The sequence below is a fragment of the Roseibium sp. HPY-6 genome (assembly GCF_040530035.1).
Classification (GTDB): domain Bacteria; phylum Pseudomonadota; class Alphaproteobacteria; order Rhizobiales; family Stappiaceae; genus Roseibium.
Genome location: NZ_JBEWCD010000004.1, coordinates 36190 through 50888 on the forward strand (window position 1 = coordinate 36190; position 14699 = coordinate 50888).

At 54.1% G+C, this 14699-nt stretch carries 10 protein-coding genes; 8 read left to right on the forward strand and 2 right to left on the reverse strand.

The features are described 5' to 3' along the window. Position 1 precedes the first annotated feature (1 nt). The 5 genes from ABVF61_RS30390 to ABVF61_RS30410 all read left to right on the forward strand — a co-directional run bounded on the left by ABVF61_RS30390 (position 2) and on the right by ABVF61_RS30410 (position 6512). Positions 2–916 carry a 2-hydroxyacid dehydrogenase gene (locus ABVF61_RS30390; protein WP_353997370.1) on the forward strand — a complete coding sequence of 305 codons (915 nt, stop codon included), beginning with the start codon at positions 2–4 and terminating at the stop codon, positions 914–916. Between the two features lie 405 nt (positions 917–1321). Beyond that, positions 1322–2932, forward strand: coding sequence for an ABC transporter substrate-binding protein (locus ABVF61_RS30395; RefSeq protein ID WP_353997371.1), 1611 nt, complete (start codon positions 1322–1324; stop codon positions 2930–2932). A gap of 141 nt (positions 2933–3073) precedes the next feature. Beyond that, on the forward strand, positions 3074–4027 hold the full coding sequence (locus ABVF61_RS30400; RefSeq protein ID WP_353997372.1) for an ABC transporter permease: 954 nt from the start codon (positions 3074–3076) through the stop codon (positions 4025–4027). Then, positions 4027–4878: an ABC transporter permease gene (locus tag ABVF61_RS30405; RefSeq protein ID WP_353997583.1), complete on the forward strand. Its 852-nt coding sequence runs from the start codon at positions 4027–4029 to the stop codon at positions 4876–4878. Before ABVF61_RS30400 ends, ABVF61_RS30405 begins: the two co-directional genes overlap by 1 nt. Next, positions 4875–6512: an ABC transporter ATP-binding protein gene (locus tag ABVF61_RS30410; protein ID WP_353997373.1), complete on the forward strand. Its 1638-nt coding sequence runs from the start codon at positions 4875–4877 to the stop codon at positions 6510–6512. Before ABVF61_RS30405 ends, ABVF61_RS30410 begins: the two co-directional genes overlap by 4 nt. 54 nt (positions 6513–6566) lie before the next feature. Here ABVF61_RS30410 and ABVF61_RS30415 read toward each other — a convergent pair whose 3' ends face one another. Beyond that, the gene (locus ABVF61_RS30415; protein WP_353997374.1) at positions 6567–7043 is read right to left on the reverse strand and encodes an Lrp/AsnC family transcriptional regulator; all 477 of its coding nucleotides are present in this window, start codon (positions 7041–7043) and stop codon (positions 6567–6569) included. Positions 7044–7252: 209 nt separating this feature from the next. Between ABVF61_RS30415 and ABVF61_RS30420 the strand changes: the two genes are divergently transcribed. Further along, positions 7253–8572: an NAD(P)/FAD-dependent oxidoreductase gene (locus ABVF61_RS30420; protein ID WP_353997584.1), complete on the forward strand. Its 1320-nt coding sequence runs from the start codon at positions 7253–7255 to the stop codon at positions 8570–8572. Positions 8573–8588: 16 nt separating this feature from the next. After that, complete coding sequence (locus ABVF61_RS30425; protein WP_353997375.1) at positions 8589–9917, forward strand: NAD(P)/FAD-dependent oxidoreductase; 1329 nt, start codon at positions 8589–8591, stop codon at positions 9915–9917. Between the two features lie 25 nt (positions 9918–9942). On the opposite strand, the gene ABVF61_RS30430 is transcribed toward ABVF61_RS30425, so the two are convergent. Beyond that, entirely contained in the window at positions 9943–10806 is an 864-nt protein-coding gene (locus tag ABVF61_RS30430) for a GNAT family N-acetyltransferase (protein WP_353997376.1), read from the reverse strand. A gap of 665 nt (positions 10807–11471) precedes the next feature. Here ABVF61_RS30430 and ABVF61_RS30435 point away from each other — a divergent pair. After that, positions 11472–14270: a CHAT domain-containing protein gene (locus ABVF61_RS30435; RefSeq protein WP_353997377.1), complete on the forward strand. Its 2799-nt coding sequence runs from the start codon at positions 11472–11474 to the stop codon at positions 14268–14270. Positions 14271–14699 lie beyond the last annotated feature (429 nt).

The window sequence follows — 14699 nt, forward strand, 5'->3', positions numbered from 1 at the left end:
TATGGCGGTCCTGTTCACATCGACCGCTGAGCGTGGCGTAATTTTCTCCGAACGCTTTGCGCAGGCGATGCCCGATCTGCCATTTTATATCGGTACGGCTCCCGATCCCGCGTTGGTGGAATATTTGATCGCCTGGACCGCTCCTGACAATTTGGCAGAGGCCTATCCCAATTTGAAAATGATCTTTTCTGTCGGAGCGGGGGTGGATCAGTTCAACTTTGATATACTCCCTTCCCAAATTGGGATTGTGCGGATGCTCGAGCCTGGTATCCGCGAACAGATGCGAGAATACACAACCCTCGCGGTACTTGGTCTGCATCGGGACTTGCCGCTTTACATTGCGCAGCAGAGGGGCAGGGTCTGGAAGCAAGCTCTGAATGTTCCCGCTTCGGAGCGGCGGGTCGGTGTGATGGGGCTTGGTCAGCTAGGGCAGACAGCGCTGGATATGCTGAAGCCATTCGGGTTTGAGCTTGCTGGCTGGAGCCGTACGCCCAAAGCTCTGCCGGGTGTCGAAGTCTTTACTGATCGCACAGCTTTTTTGGCGCGCACCGATATTCTGATCTGTCTTTTGCCCCTGACCAGCGCAACCGAAGGCATCCTCAATGCTGAGCTGTTCCGGGAACTGCCAGCCGGAGCCGCCTTGATACACGCCGGGCGTGGTAAGCAATTGGATGGCGATGCATTGCTTTCGGCCCTTGATGCGGGGCATCTTTCGGCGGCTTGGCTGGATGTCACCGACCCTGAACCTTTGCCAGAAAGCAGCGGATTATGGCAACACCCGAGCGTTGTTATAACCCCCCACGTTGCATGCCAAACCCGTGCTCGTGACGGGGCTGACCATGTTATCGCAGGGATAAGAGCTCATCGGGCGGGTGATCGGATTCTTGGATTGGTTAGCCGTGAAAAAGGTTACTGATTTCCTAGTGTGGTGAGACAGGTTTCTGACCCAAGTTAGAACGGCATAAAATGCTGCATTCTGATCGAAATCAATACCCAATATAGGCCCTCAGGGAGCATACTGAATAAATAAATCATGAAAAAAGTCGTAAAATGGCTGTTGAAAGGGATTTAGAGCGTTTGGGGTGATAAGTACAAAATGCTGCATAAATTATAGATTTGCCTATCTTGTATGCGGTCAACTTAATCGTCTCAGTTCCAGAACCGATGGCGTTACGGAGCCTTCAGAAGCAAGAGGAAGCTTCGTGTTCTTAGGGTGATCTAGGGACGGGCGAGAGAGCGCAAACGAACAAACTGGCTGTCTACGTGGGCGCTGCGGCCGGTCGAATAAAGAGCCCGTAACCTGTACAGATGGGGAATGAGAATGACGGATAAATTGGCCAACAACTGGACACAAGCAGACGACCGTATGGTCGAAGCCGCTCTTCGTCAGGGCGCTTCCCGGCGCGACATCATGCGCTTGTTCGTTGCCGGTGGCATGACCCTTGCCGCAGGGGGCGCAATTTTGGGCCGGGCGTCTTCCGCACTCGCTGCAACCCCGGTCAAAGGCGGTCATTTCCGGGCCGCCGGCTGGTCATCTTCCACGGCAGATACACTCGATCCCGCCAAAGCTTCACTATCGACCGACTATGTGCGCTGCTGCTCGCTGTACAACCGGCTCACGTTCCTTGATGAAACAGGTCAACCGCAGTTGGAACTTGCGGAATCCATCGAGAGTGCCGATGCGAAAGTCTGGACGATCAAGCTGAAGCCCGGCATCACCTTCCACGACGGCAAGGCCCTGACTTCCGAGGATGTGGTCTTTTCCATGAAACGGCATCTCGATGAAGCTGTCGGTTCCAAGGTGAATTCCATCGCCAAACAGATGACGGGCTTTAAGGCGGTTGATCCGTTGACCGTCGAAATCACTCTGGCATCGGCCAACGCCGATCTTCCCACCATTCTCGCAATGCACCATTTCATGATCGTGGCCGACGGAACCACCGATTTCTCCAAGGGGAACGGTACCGGTCCCTTCAAGCTGGAGACGTTTGATCCAGGTGTAAAGTCCGTGGTGGTTCGCAACGAAGACTACTTCAAGGGCCCTGTTCCGCTTGACAGTTTTGAGTATTTCGCCATTCCGGATGACACTGCGCGCGTAAATGCTCTTTTGTCCGGCGATATCCATCTGGCTGCGTCCATCAAACCGCAATTGCTGCGCCTTATGGAAGGGAATGAAGGGGTTGAAAGCTCCGTTTCAACATCTGGCAACTACACCAACATGAACATGCGTCTCGACATGGCGCCGGGCGACAAAGCCGGTTTCATCGAAGGTGTTAAATGCCTGCTTGATCGTGAGCTGATCGTTAAAGCGGTGATGCGCGGTTATGGTGAAGTTGCTAATGACCAGCCGATCCCGCCGATGAACGCGTTCCATAACGCTGATCTAAAGGCGCAGTCATTCGATCCGGAAAAGGCTAAGTCTCTGTTTGAAAAAGCGGGTGTCCTTGGTGAGACAATCCCGGTTGTCGCCTCAACCGCAGCTTCGCACTCCGTTGAGATGGCGACAGTCCTGCAGCAGGCAGGTTCCAAAATTGGAATGAAGTTCGATATCCAGCGGGTTCCGTCGGACGGATACTGGTCGAATTACTGGCTTAAAGCACCGGTCCATTTCGGAAACATCAATCCGCGTCCGACCCCCGATATCTTATTCTCGCTTCTCTATGATTCCGCTGCGCCGTGGAATGAAAGCCAGTACAAGTCCGATACATTCGACAAGATGATGATCGAAGCTCGCGGCGAACTGGACTTTGCCAAACGCAAGGCCCTTTACGACGACATGCAGGTCATGATCGCCAACGAAGCGGGGACAGCGATTCCGGCCTTTATCTCGAATATTGATGCCAAATCCAACAAGCTGAAAGGTCTGAAGCCTAATCCCTTGGGCGGCCAGATGGGCTACGCGATGGCAGAATACGTCTGGCTCGAAAGCTAGTCCGTATTTTGACTTCAAGGACCAGATCCGGCTGTCGCCGGATCTGGTCCTGGTCGCTATCATCAAAGTTGTGCGGTTGCGTGCATCGGCCCGTTGTTTACCGACATGGTGGGCAACGTCATCATTCCCCAAGGCAATTATATGACCGGACAAATAGCGCGTCTGATCCTGGCGCGGCTCGGCATAGCGGTAATTACTCTGCTCATCGTGTCCGTAGTGGTGTTTGCGGCGACACAATTGCTGCCCGGCGATGTGGTGGAAATACTCCTCGGTCAGGCGGCAACGCCTGAAGCGGTTGCCGGTCTGCGCGAAGCCATGAACCTTAATGACCCTGCAATCGTCCGCTATGTGAAATGGCTGGCTGGTCTTATACAAGGCGATCTTGGAACGTCCTATGCCAACAACATGGACGTTTGGGAGTTGATAGATTCCCGCTTGGCCAACACCTTGCGTCTGGCCGGGATAACGACGGCCATAGCAGTTCCCTTTTCATTGACGCTTGGTATCCTGGCAGCTGTCTACCAAGGATCGCTGATCGATCGAATTGTCACGACTTCGATCATTTCGATCGTATCCATCACAGAATTCATGATTGCTGCGACGGCGATGCTGATTTTTTCCGTGTGGCTGAAATGGTTGCCATCGATCTCATTTGTTGATGACGCAGTCGGCATATCGGGTCAGCTAAAGGCCTATGCCATGCCGGTCATGACGCTTCTGGTTGTCGTATCGGCCCAGATGATCCGTATGACACGCGCCGCAGTGATCGAGGCATTGAAAATGCCGTATGTCGAAATGGCTTTGCTCAAGGGTGCGTCCCGTTCAAGAATGGTCATACATCACGCCCTGCCTAATTCAGTTGGCCCGATCGCAAATGCCATGGCTCTGTCGCTTTCCTATCTTTTAGGTGGCGCGATCATCGTCGAAACCGTTTTCAGCTATCCCGGGATTGCAAAAGTGATGGTCGACGCAGTTGCGACCAGAGACCTTCCACTTATCCAAAGCTGCGCCATGATATTCTGCTTCGGTTATCTGTTTCTCATCACCTGCGCTGATGTCATAGCCATTGTTGCCAATCCGAGGCTGCGCAAATGATGTCCGTTTCCCGTGTTTTCAAACCCCTATCCGGCTATCGTTTCAATAGTATTGGCATGGTGTCCGCCAGCATCATTCTATTCTGGTGTGTCGTGGCGGTAATCGGGCCGTACTTCGCGCCCTATGAACCCGGTGAAATTGTCGATTTCATCTATTCTCCGTTCGGTCCGGTGACCGCAGAATTCTGGATGGGATCGGATGACCTTGGACGCGATGTCTTCTCGCGCCTGATCTATGGGGCAAGATACACCGTCGGCATTTCTGCCGCAGCGGTGCTGTTGGCGAGCTTTTGCGGCGTTTCACTTGGTATGGTCGCCGCAGTGACCGGAGGTTGGTTCGATACTGTTTTGAGCCGTTTCCTCGATGCGTTGAATTCAATTCCGTCGAAGTTGTTCGCCCTCGTCATTGTGGCAGCAACCGATTCCACGATCCCGATCTTGATCGTGCTCCTGGGTGTTATTTACACGCCGGGAAGTTACCGATTTGCGCGTTCTTTAGCAGTCAACAGCAATGCCATGGACTACGTGACCGTTGCGAAGGCTCGGGGAGAGCGGACTTTTTACCTCATCACGCGTGAGATCTTTCCAAACATTCTCGGGCCGGTCCTTGCCGATCTTGGAATGCGTTTTGTCTTTATCGTGCTGCTTCTATCCAGCATGTCATTTCTCGGGCTTGGGGTTCAGCCACCAAATGCCGATTGGGGCGCGCTTGTAAAGGAAAGCATGGGCGGACTGAACTATGGTGCACCTGCAGTGATTTTTCCGTGTATCGCCATAGCTAGCCTTACCATCAGCGTGAACCTTTTGATCGACAATCTACCAGTCAAGATCCGGGATCGGAGTGAGCAATGACGCACCTTGTCGAAGTTCGGGATCTCAAAGTCGGCGCGCAAACCGACTCCGGCCGTAAAATAGAAATCATAAAAGGGATCAGTTTTTCGATTGCCAAGGGGGAGATCGTTGCGCTGATTGGCGAAAGCGGCTCCGGCAAGACGACTACCGCGCTAACGCTTTTAGGATATACGCGCGCGGGATGTACGATAACCGGCGGCCAGGTGATGTTCGGCGGTCATGACCTCGTGAAAATGGAGGAGACGGAGCGCAGGGAACTCCGGGGAACGGATGTCGCCTATATACCGCAGAGTGCAGCAGCTGCCTTTAACCCGTCGAAACGCTTGATTGATCAAGTGGTTGAGGTTGCGAAGATACACGATCTGATGCCCAGGGCAGAAGCCCGGGCCCAGGCGATTGAGCTGTTTCGAGCATTGGCACTGCCTAGTCCGGAGACCATCGGGGAGCGCTACCCGCATGAAGTCTCGGGCGGCCAGCTTCAGCGCCTGGCGGCCGCGATGGCCATGATCGGAAATCCCAAACTGATGATCTTTGATGAGCCAACCACAGCTCTCGATGTGACCACGCAGATCGATGTTCTCAGGGCGTTCAAGGATGTCATGAAGAAAGGCGGCATGTCCGGGGTCTATGTTTCACATGACCTTGCTGTTGTGGCGCAGATAGCGGACCGCGTTATTGTCCTTAAAAATGGAGAGATTCAAGAAGAAGGAAGCACAGAAGCGATACTGCATAATGCCAAGCATCCTTATACCAGAGAGTTGTTGGCCGCATTCGATCCGGTCCATCACGTCGCACGAACAATTGATGCAGACAAAGACCGACATCCGATCGTAGAAGCCGAGAATATTATTGCCGGATATGGTGCCATGACGCGTGATGGGCTTCCTGTCAAACTGGCCCTGAACAATGTTAGTTTGAGGCTGGAAAAAGGGCAGAACCTTGGTGTGATTGGCGAAAGCGGCTCTGGAAAGTCCACGCTTGCCCGTGCCCTTGCAGGTCTATTGCCTCCGGTTTCGGGAAATGTGCAACTTGGCCGGCGCGAGCTTGCTCCGAATGCACGGCTCCGATCCAAAGAAGATCTCCGCAGAATGCAGATTGTCTTCCAACTTGCCGATACCGCTCTTAATCCGGCCAGGTCAATCGCCGAAATTCTTGGGCGGCCGCTTACGTTTTACCACGGACAAAAGGGAAGCGTCCGGGAAGCACGTGTTGATGAACTTCTTGATATGGTTCACATGCCGAGATCTCTGCGCAACCGGCTTCCAGGCGAACTTTCCGGCGGTCAAAAGCAACGTGTGAACTTGGCCAGAGCCCTTGCGGCCAATCCGGAGGTGATCCTGTGCGATGAGATAACGTCCGCACTTGATACCGTTGTGGCAACTGCGGTGATTGACCTGCTGAAGGAATTGCAGCGGGAACTTGACCTCTCCTACATCTTCATCAGCCATGACTTGTCGACTGTGCAAGCCATTTGCGACAGTGTAATGGTGATGCACAATGGCCAGGTTGTTGAAGTTCTGTCGGCAGACGATCTGCCGCATGGAGCCACACATCCATATTCCAAGCAGCTATTCGCATCAGTGCCTAAACTAGATACGGGATGGCTGGATAGCATGCCGATGGTTGCGGTGTGATATCAAGCAACTCGCGGAAGCCATTGTCAAATAAGGAGCCGCACGGTCAGAGCCTTAGGTCGAAAAGATCCGTTCTAGCGGTAGGTGCGACTTCACAAAAGGCGATTTTATCACGACAAAGCTGAAATACTTGTCGATCCCGATCTCCATGTCGATCAGGCGCTCCATGATCAGCTGATAGTCACTGATGCTGGCGGTGACAAACTTCAGGAGGTAATCATAGCCGCCTGAAATCAGGTGGCATTCTACGATTTCCTCAACCTTTTCAGCTGCGCGCTGGAATTGCTCAAAATCTATCTTCCGATGATTTTTCAAGGTTACCTCCGTAAAAACGGTAACCGTAGGCCCGAGTTTGGCAATGTCGATTTGTGCCGCATAGCCTGTTATGTAACCGGCCTTTTGCAACTTCTTTACGCGGGCCAGGCAAGGGCTTGGTGATAGGTGTACGAGCTCTGCCAGCTCCACATTGGTAATGCGGCCGTTCTTTTGAAGCTCGTGTAAAATACGGATATCAATCCGGTCTAATTTCATGCTGGACCTGTATCACCTCAGGCCAAGATACGAATTTTATGCGGACAAGGCAATGGATTAATACTCATTGTAATTAATGCGAAAAAGGCGATTTCTGGCACTGGATTGCAAGGCTGTTGGGTAAAAAACAGTATTTTATGCTGACCTCGAACTATCTGCAGCATCATCATTGTGCCCAAGCCTTTAGATTGGCGTGCAAGGAGAATGGAATGCCTGCACCACTATTAAAGATCGATACAGAAACGACCCATCCTAAAGAAGCGGACGTAGTGGTTATTGGAGCTGGTATTGTCGGCGTATGTGCCGCCTACTTCCTGGCCAGGCGGGGGCTCAAAGTGGCTCTTGCGGAAAAGGGCAGAGTTGGCGGAGAGCAATCGTCCCGGAATTGGGGCTGGTGCCGTCAACAAAACCGCGACGCCCGAGAACTGCCCATGGCCACAAAGAGTTTGGCTTTATGGGATCAGCTATCCAAGGAAGTCGGTCCGGAAATTGGCTTCAAGCGGTGCGGATTGCTTTATCTTTCCAACAATGAAACTGAATTGACCACCTGGGCTAGGTGGCGGGATTTTGCTGCTGAACATGGCGTGACGACACATGTCCTGACGGCGGATGAGGCATCGGAGCGTGGACAGGCGACCAGAAAAACATGGAAAGGCGGGGTTTTCTCGCCAAGTGACGGCATCGCTGATCCGGCGAATGCAGCTCCCGCAATTGCGAAAGCAATTGAAGGCCTTGGTTCAAAGGTGCTCCAGAATTGCGCAGTTCGCGGACTAGAGTTGGAGGCAGGCCGGGTGTCCGCTGTAGTGACTGAGCACGGCGTCATTCGAACCAACTGTGTGGTGATGGCTGGGGGGGCATGGGCCTCGAGTTTCTGCCGCCAGCTGGGTATTCGGTTTCCACAATCTTCTGTGCGGTCATCAATCCTGTCCGTCTCCCATGCAGATGGGCTTCCAGATGCTCTGCATACGGCGGAGGTTTCGCTAACGGCACGCGGTGATAGTGGCCATACATTGGCGATTTCGGGAAAAGCCAAGGTTGACCCGACGCTTCAAATGATGCGTTTCGGCTCCTCCTTCATTCCTATGTTCCTGAAGCGCCGCGGATCTTTGGTGCTTGGCGGCCTGCAAGGCATTCGGTCAGGACATGAAACGCTGGCACGATGGCCTCTGGATAAGGAAACTCCAATGGAGAGGATGCGCATCCTCGATCCCACACCTGACCGGAGTCAAATTCATGCAACGCTGGCAAGGGGCAAGGAGCTTATTCCTGCGTTGAAGCACAGCCAGCTGACGGCAGCTTGGGCTGGCTACATCGACAGTACACCAGACGGTGTCCCTGCAATCGGAGAGACCGACATTCCCGGTTTCCTGCTTGCAGCGGGGTTCAGCGGACATGGATTTGGAATAGGTCCAGGAGCTGGCCATTTGGTTGCTGACCTGATCACCGGCATGGATCCGATTGTCGATCCACTGCCTTACCACCCGTCTCGATTTGCCCGATCTTCCTGGGGCAAAGTTGCAGAGTTTTAAACAGAATCGTCCAATAATGACACCTTCTCTCTCCTCAGTTCCAAGCGATCTAGTGTTTCCGGGCGTGGTTGACGTCGTCGTGATTGGCGGTGGTATCGCAGGCGTTGCCGCTGCTTGGCAGCTGGCTCTTCGCGGTACCAAGGTCGCCCTTATCGAAAAGGGTGTCATTGCAGGAGAGCAATCTTGCCGGAATTGGGGCTGGTGCCGCCAACAGAACCGGGACGAAAGAGAACTGCCACTTTCCATTCTGTCCCTGCAAATGTGGGAAGATCTTGCGCACCAGGCAGGGGGCGATGTTGGTTTCCGTCGATCAGGGCTCGTCTACGCGTCTAGCCGTGAGTCCGATCTGGCCGGGTGGGAAGCCTGGGGACGGATGGCGAAAGGTTATGGCGTAGACACTCGCATGTGCTCTGCCCGCGATTTGAAGAACCTGTTGCCTGGTAATATAGGACAATGGATTGGAGGCGTTCACTCTCCGACCGACGGACGCGCAGAGCCAGCGCTGGCAACTCCAGTACTTGCTGAAGCGGCAAGGCAGGCAGGAGCGGTTTTGTTCCAGCATTGCGCCGCCCGCGAAATTGAATTTTCGGCCGGCAGAGTTTCTGCTGTAGTCACCGAAAAGGGTACGGTTCAGTGTCAATGCGTATTGGTGGCAGGTGGAGCCTGGAGCGGTATGTTCTTGCGCCACCACGGCGTGGATATTTTCCAAGCCTCCATCCAGTCTACATCTTTCGCAACTCAAGTCGCTCCGGAGATAATCTCTGGCGGCGTGTCCATGCCGGATTTGGCCATCCGCCGACGTACAGACGGTCGATACACAGTTGGGCTCAGCGGTTTTGCCGTCCTTCACCTATCACCCATGGGGCTTCGGCAATGGCGTCCCTTCTTGCCAACCTTCATCGAGCGTTGGCGTAAAATGAGCTACACAGTTGGAACGTCGTTCTTCAACGGCCCCGATGCCCACTGCACTTGGAAAGCCGACGGGTTGTCTCCGTTTGAGAAAACTCGGATACTGAATCCAAAGTCCGACCAGCGCTCAATCAAACGCGGGTTGCAGCGCCTTGCGAAAGTATATCCAGATCTTCGTGGTGTTGGAGTTGATCATGAATGGGGCGGTATGGTCGATTATACGCCAGACGCCATTCCGGTTATCGGGCCTGTCGCATCAAAACCTGGGCTGTTCATCTCAACCGGTTATAGCGCACATGGGTTCGGTATAGGTCCTGCAGCCGGGAAACTCGCTGCAGACTTGATTACGGGTTCGCCCCCTTGCGTTGACCCTACTCCCTTCCGTTACGAGCGGATGATCGACGGAACGGATCTCGGATCGGTGGGAATGATCTAGAAGCTAGTCAAGCAAGTATCAAAGTTCATCCGAGCGCTTGGTTTACAAGTCCAAAAGTGGTGAGCGGTCCAGGTTTTGGCGGTTCTCCCAATGTCATCGTCGTGACAGTGTCAAAGAGTCCGATACCTGAATTGGAAAGGAATTGCCTCAGCGGGCCGTCGTCTGCCCGTGTGTCTACTCTTGTAAACTGGCCATGGAGTGCAGCAACATGGGGCTGAATAAGTTTAACCGCGTCTTCTTCCGAGGAAGCCACTACCGGTCCGATGACATGGCCGCGTCCAAAGCGACGGCGTAGCGCAAACCCGACGATTTCACCCGCCTGTTCCAGGACTGTTCCTTCTGACACTGCCGCAATCTTTTCCAGGACCGGGCTTCGGTTCGCCCCATAGGCTTGTTCATCCAATTCGATGATCGCCGGCAGATCGCTTTGCTCAAGAGGTCTGCTGTGCTCTGGGGTCACGGGCACGGATTTGACGATGCCGTTATGCTGGTAAACGGTTTTTTGCGGGACGAAATCAAGCGAAATATAAAGACGATATGCTGCCTTGGTCGCGTTCAAGATCTTGTTGCGATGAGTTGTTCTTTCAAGAATATGCTGCATCAGCCAGCGGCCGGCTCCGTGGTCCTGGAGGCGTGGAGAAGTGATAACCATTCCGATGGAAGCAAGCGTTTCACCCATTGGAAACCACATTGCAGATCCTAGAACGCGGCCAATTTTATCTCTGGTGACGAAGCCTTCCCCTAGGCCGAACAGCATGGCCCAGTCGTTAGCCCGATGCGGCCAATTCACACATATGGAAAGCTCGTGCAATTTTGAGATGTCACCGTGGTTCATCTCAGACAAGCTGAGTAGGTAGCTGTCTAGCGTTTTAGTCAATTCATCTTGCACGATTCGGCTCCACTACGCATGCCCGCACACTGTAACATCGCACAACGGAATTTCCTGCTCTTTTGAGCAGGATCTCTAGCATGATTGCTGTCAACTCGAAATCAGCCTGTGTCGCTTTGGATGCTTGCTGTTTGCTCAAGCGGTACTGGATCCTCCGATGACAAAAGGCTTCCAGCCTGAACAGCCGCTCCTACGAACAGACCGTAGCCAGGCCGAGGCACGTTTTGCGTGCTATTATCTTCTCAAATAGGTCGGGTTTCTCGACCCTGCAGATTGCTCGGCTCTGTTCTCCAAAGCCGACCGGGCAGCGCTCTGGAACCCGGCCAGTTAGAAATAGTGACGTCGTTGTGGCAAAAGTTATCAGTCCAATAGAATTGAGAACGCGCGGTCTAACGTCATAGGTTTGCCTCTGTAATGCCACGAGAAGAAGTTTTGTCTTCTAGAGACGGCTTCTCGTCGGCCCGATTCTAATTTCCTTGATAGTGTGCACGATGGCTTCAGTGACAATCAATTTGAACGTCTTTCTCAAGGCACTTTGTAGGTTCCACCATTTATGTGCGCAGTGGTTAGGGACGGCAGTTGTTCTTGCCGTGACTTCCGGGCCCCTCCTGGCCGACGAAAACCTTACCAAAGCTATTGCGTCTTTTCGTGCGGAAAGTGGCGCGATGCCGGCGGAGAGACTTCTCGCCGCAACCGAGCAGGCCGCGGAACGCGGCGACTGGGCTGCGATAACAACGATCGATCTGCACCTGCTGCAAGCTGTGCTTCAACAGTTGAAGCCAAGCCGTGCGTCAGAACTGCTTTTGCTTGTGGCACAAGGCGAGGGATATTCAGGCACGCCTGACGAACAGGACAAGATCGTAAGCATGGCTGAACGTTTTGCGAGAGAGCGCCTGCCGGACAAGGCCGCGCGACTGACCTTGGATATCAACCTCGGCTATGTGTATCTGCAGACCAACAGAGCTGAAGAGGCACTGTCGCGGCTCGATGGCGCGCGCCTCAGGCTTGAGAAGGCAAATGACGCCGAAGCGCTGATGAATCTATGTGGTTTGGCCCCGTCATCGTTTGAACGCAGTGGGCATATCGAGCAGGCGGGGCAGTTATATCTCGCGTGTGATGAAAGCGAGGTTGTGCGTTCCAACCCAACGCAGCAGCGGGGCTTTTTTTGGCACAATCACGCGATGTTTCTGCAGGGTCGTGCGGCATTCGATGAGGCCATCCGGCGTCATCGTTGGGCGCTGCAGGATCTGGGCAATTACTATGGACTGCCTTCCCGCCAGGTCGTTGACGCGTATGATGGGTTCGGCCAGACGATGTTGGCGGCAGGCGATCTGGGAGTGGCCGACAGTCTAGCAAGTCTGGCAGTGCAGTTCTCGAGCGAACTGGACGGCGCTGAAACGTCAGCCAGCCATTGGCGTTTGGTCAACAATGCGGCGGCGGTCAAAAGGGCACTGCGCTTGCCTGCCCGTGCGCTTGAACTGGACTATGCTGCCTATGATTGGCGAAAACAAAACCTGGGGGAGGATCACAGCGACACTTACATTTCGTGGCTGAACTATGCGCTTGATCTTGTGGAGATGGAGCGGTGGGAGGATGCCAAGGCGCAGTTCTTAAACCTGTACAGGGGATATGATGATGGTGCCCCCATCCCGTATCCCAAAGATATCGTGTCTTACTATCTCTTTTACCTGGATGCGCGGATCGCGTTCGAGCGAGGCGAAGGTTTCACGCTGCCAAAACCCGATCTGTTATTGCGTACAGGCACCCCTCTGGAGCTTGTCGAGGGGGTGATGCATCTGCTGGTTCAAAACGATCTTGCCAAAGGGCGTGTAGCAGAAGCACTTGAGCTTGCAGCATGGAACGAACGTTTCATGACGCGTAACGCAGGCGAAATTCATCCTACCCGGTTTGCCGCCGCTTTCTTGCATGCGCGGATTCTGGGAGAGCAGGACAAGGCTGCGGCCTCGAAAAAGCTGGCCGAAACCGACATTGAACTGTTCAACTGGACTCGCAGACAATCGCTTAGCGGCAGCTATGACGCGTCTTTGGCAAGTCGGGCCTTGGCGGACGACCTGTTGCTCTATATGGCGCACCATGCATTGGAAGTGCCAGAATTCATGCCGCATTTCGCCGAAGCGCTGCATCGTTGGAAGGTCTTGGAATCCCCCGCCGATCGGGCCCTCCAACAGGTTGCTCGAACCAGCTCCGACACAGCTTTACGGGCTGCGGCACGCGACTACAGACTTTCTGCAGCGCGCTTCCGTGAACGGGTCCGGGCTGAACCGGTAACCCACGCAATCGCCGCGATGGACAACGATCTGAAAAAGCAGCGCAAGTTGCTGAATGCCTCGCTAACCACAGCGGGTTTGCCTGAGGTGGAGCCACCTTTGGCACCTATCACGAAAACCGGTTCGTCCTTCTCCGTAGAACCAGGCGAAGTGGTGATCGACATGATCGTACTGCGAGACTGGCGCCGCCCGGACCGAGACGGGTGGTCGAAGCACCTGGAACTCTACGCGGCCATCCATCGTGCGGATACGCCACCACGGATCGCACGGATCGCTAAGCTTGACTTCACCGCACGCGCAGCGGAAAGCATATATGACAGCCTCTGGCGTGACATCGGTCTTTGGGTGTCGAGAGAAGTCAAGGATGCCGAACGTGTCTTCATTGCCCCTGATGCGATGCTGTTCCAGATGGATCTGCTCGCGGCACGCGATGACAAGGGGCGCAGATTGGGTACTATGAATGACATTCATCTTCTGTCTTCTCGGGCAGCTTATGAAACCCACAATGAGGCCGCAGCCTTCAAAGCCGGCACAAGAGTGGTGATGGCGGGTGGGCTCTTTTACACGGAAGAAAAGGAGGCTGATCCTGATTTCCTGCCCGGCAGCCTAAAAGAGGTCGACCGCATCGCCGCGCTTGTCGACGAGGGCGGCGGCATTTCGAATACCTTGCGGGGCTTTGAAGCTTCTGTGTCACGCTTGGCCAGTGCGGCTCGGGAAGGCGATATCCTGCATCTTGCCACCCACGGCTTCTTCATTCGAAATCAGAGCGAACCTTACAGCCTGCGCAATGCAGGGCTTCTACTGTCGAATTCGTCTGACGGTCAGGACCAGGATACTATTTATGCCAGCGAATTGATGGACTGGGACCTGAGCAGCGCCCAACTCGTCGTTTTGTCGTCGTGCAATTCGGGCGTTGGCTACGACACGCCGATCGACGCAGTGCGGGGGCTGCCTCTGGCGCTGGCGCGTGCCGGTGCTCGGCGCAGCATCGTAACGCTTGAGGAGATTCCCGATTTTCAGACAGCGCGTGTGATGGAGCGGTTCTATCAGCATGTTACAAAAGGCGGATTGACCTATTCCGACGCCTTTCTGCTCACCAAGCGCGAGATCTGGGCGAACGAAATCGATGGCGTGTCCGAGGAAGTGGCGTCTGCCTTCGTGCTCTATGTACATTGAGTTTGAGTTCGTTTCTAAGAACTTGCCGACCTCTGCGTGTAAAGGGTTCCCGCAGCGCCTCAGTCTGCACATATGTCTTACCGTTGTATTCGCTAGGCTCGCCACACCCTTCGCACTAGCAACAAATATTCGCGCCTTTTCACAGAAAGACAAAGACGTCCGTACACATTCCTCCAGCCCTTGGTCACGTGAAATTGCCTACGAGTTTTGAAAAAAGATGCGGTGGATTGCTGAGCAAATGGCCTGTGGTACCGCTTTCGTCCGGGTTGACCTTTACGCATGCAAAGACCGCATTTTCGTTTGAGAGCTGACACTTTATCCCGGGGGTGGATTTCCGGGATGCGTCCCATAAGCTTGGGATAGAAAGCTCGGCGACTTGTGGGATCTGCGCACGAAACCACTTCAACTAGGGAAAACGAAACTGCGTGC

Coding starts and splice junctions, on each gene's coding strand:
- ABVF61_RS30390 (WP_353997370.1), top strand. CDS start 2: ATGGCGGTCCTGTTCACATCGACCGCTGAGCGTGGCGTAATTTTCTCC.
- ABVF61_RS30395 (WP_353997371.1), top strand. CDS start 1,322: ATGACGGATAAATTGGCCAACAACTGGACACAAGCAGACGACCGTATG.
- ABVF61_RS30400 (WP_353997372.1), top strand. CDS start 3,074: ATGACCGGACAAATAGCGCGTCTGATCCTGGCGCGGCTCGGCATAGCG.
- ABVF61_RS30405 (WP_353997583.1), top strand. CDS start 4,027: ATGTCCGTTTCCCGTGTTTTCAAACCCCTATCCGGCTATCGTTTCAAT.
- ABVF61_RS30410 (WP_353997373.1), top strand. CDS start 4,875: ATGACGCACCTTGTCGAAGTTCGGGATCTCAAAGTCGGCGCGCAAACC.
- ABVF61_RS30415 (WP_353997374.1), bottom strand. CDS start 7,043: ATGAAATTAGACCGGATTGATATCCGTATTTTACACGAGCTTCAAAAG.
- ABVF61_RS30420 (WP_353997584.1), top strand. CDS start 7,253: ATGCCTGCACCACTATTAAAGATCGATACAGAAACGACCCATCCTAAA.
- ABVF61_RS30425 (WP_353997375.1), top strand. CDS start 8,589: ATGACACCTTCTCTCTCCTCAGTTCCAAGCGATCTAGTGTTTCCGGGC.
- ABVF61_RS30435 (WP_353997377.1), top strand. CDS start 11,472: ATGCCGGCGGAGAGACTTCTCGCCGCAACCGAGCAGGCCGCGGAACGC.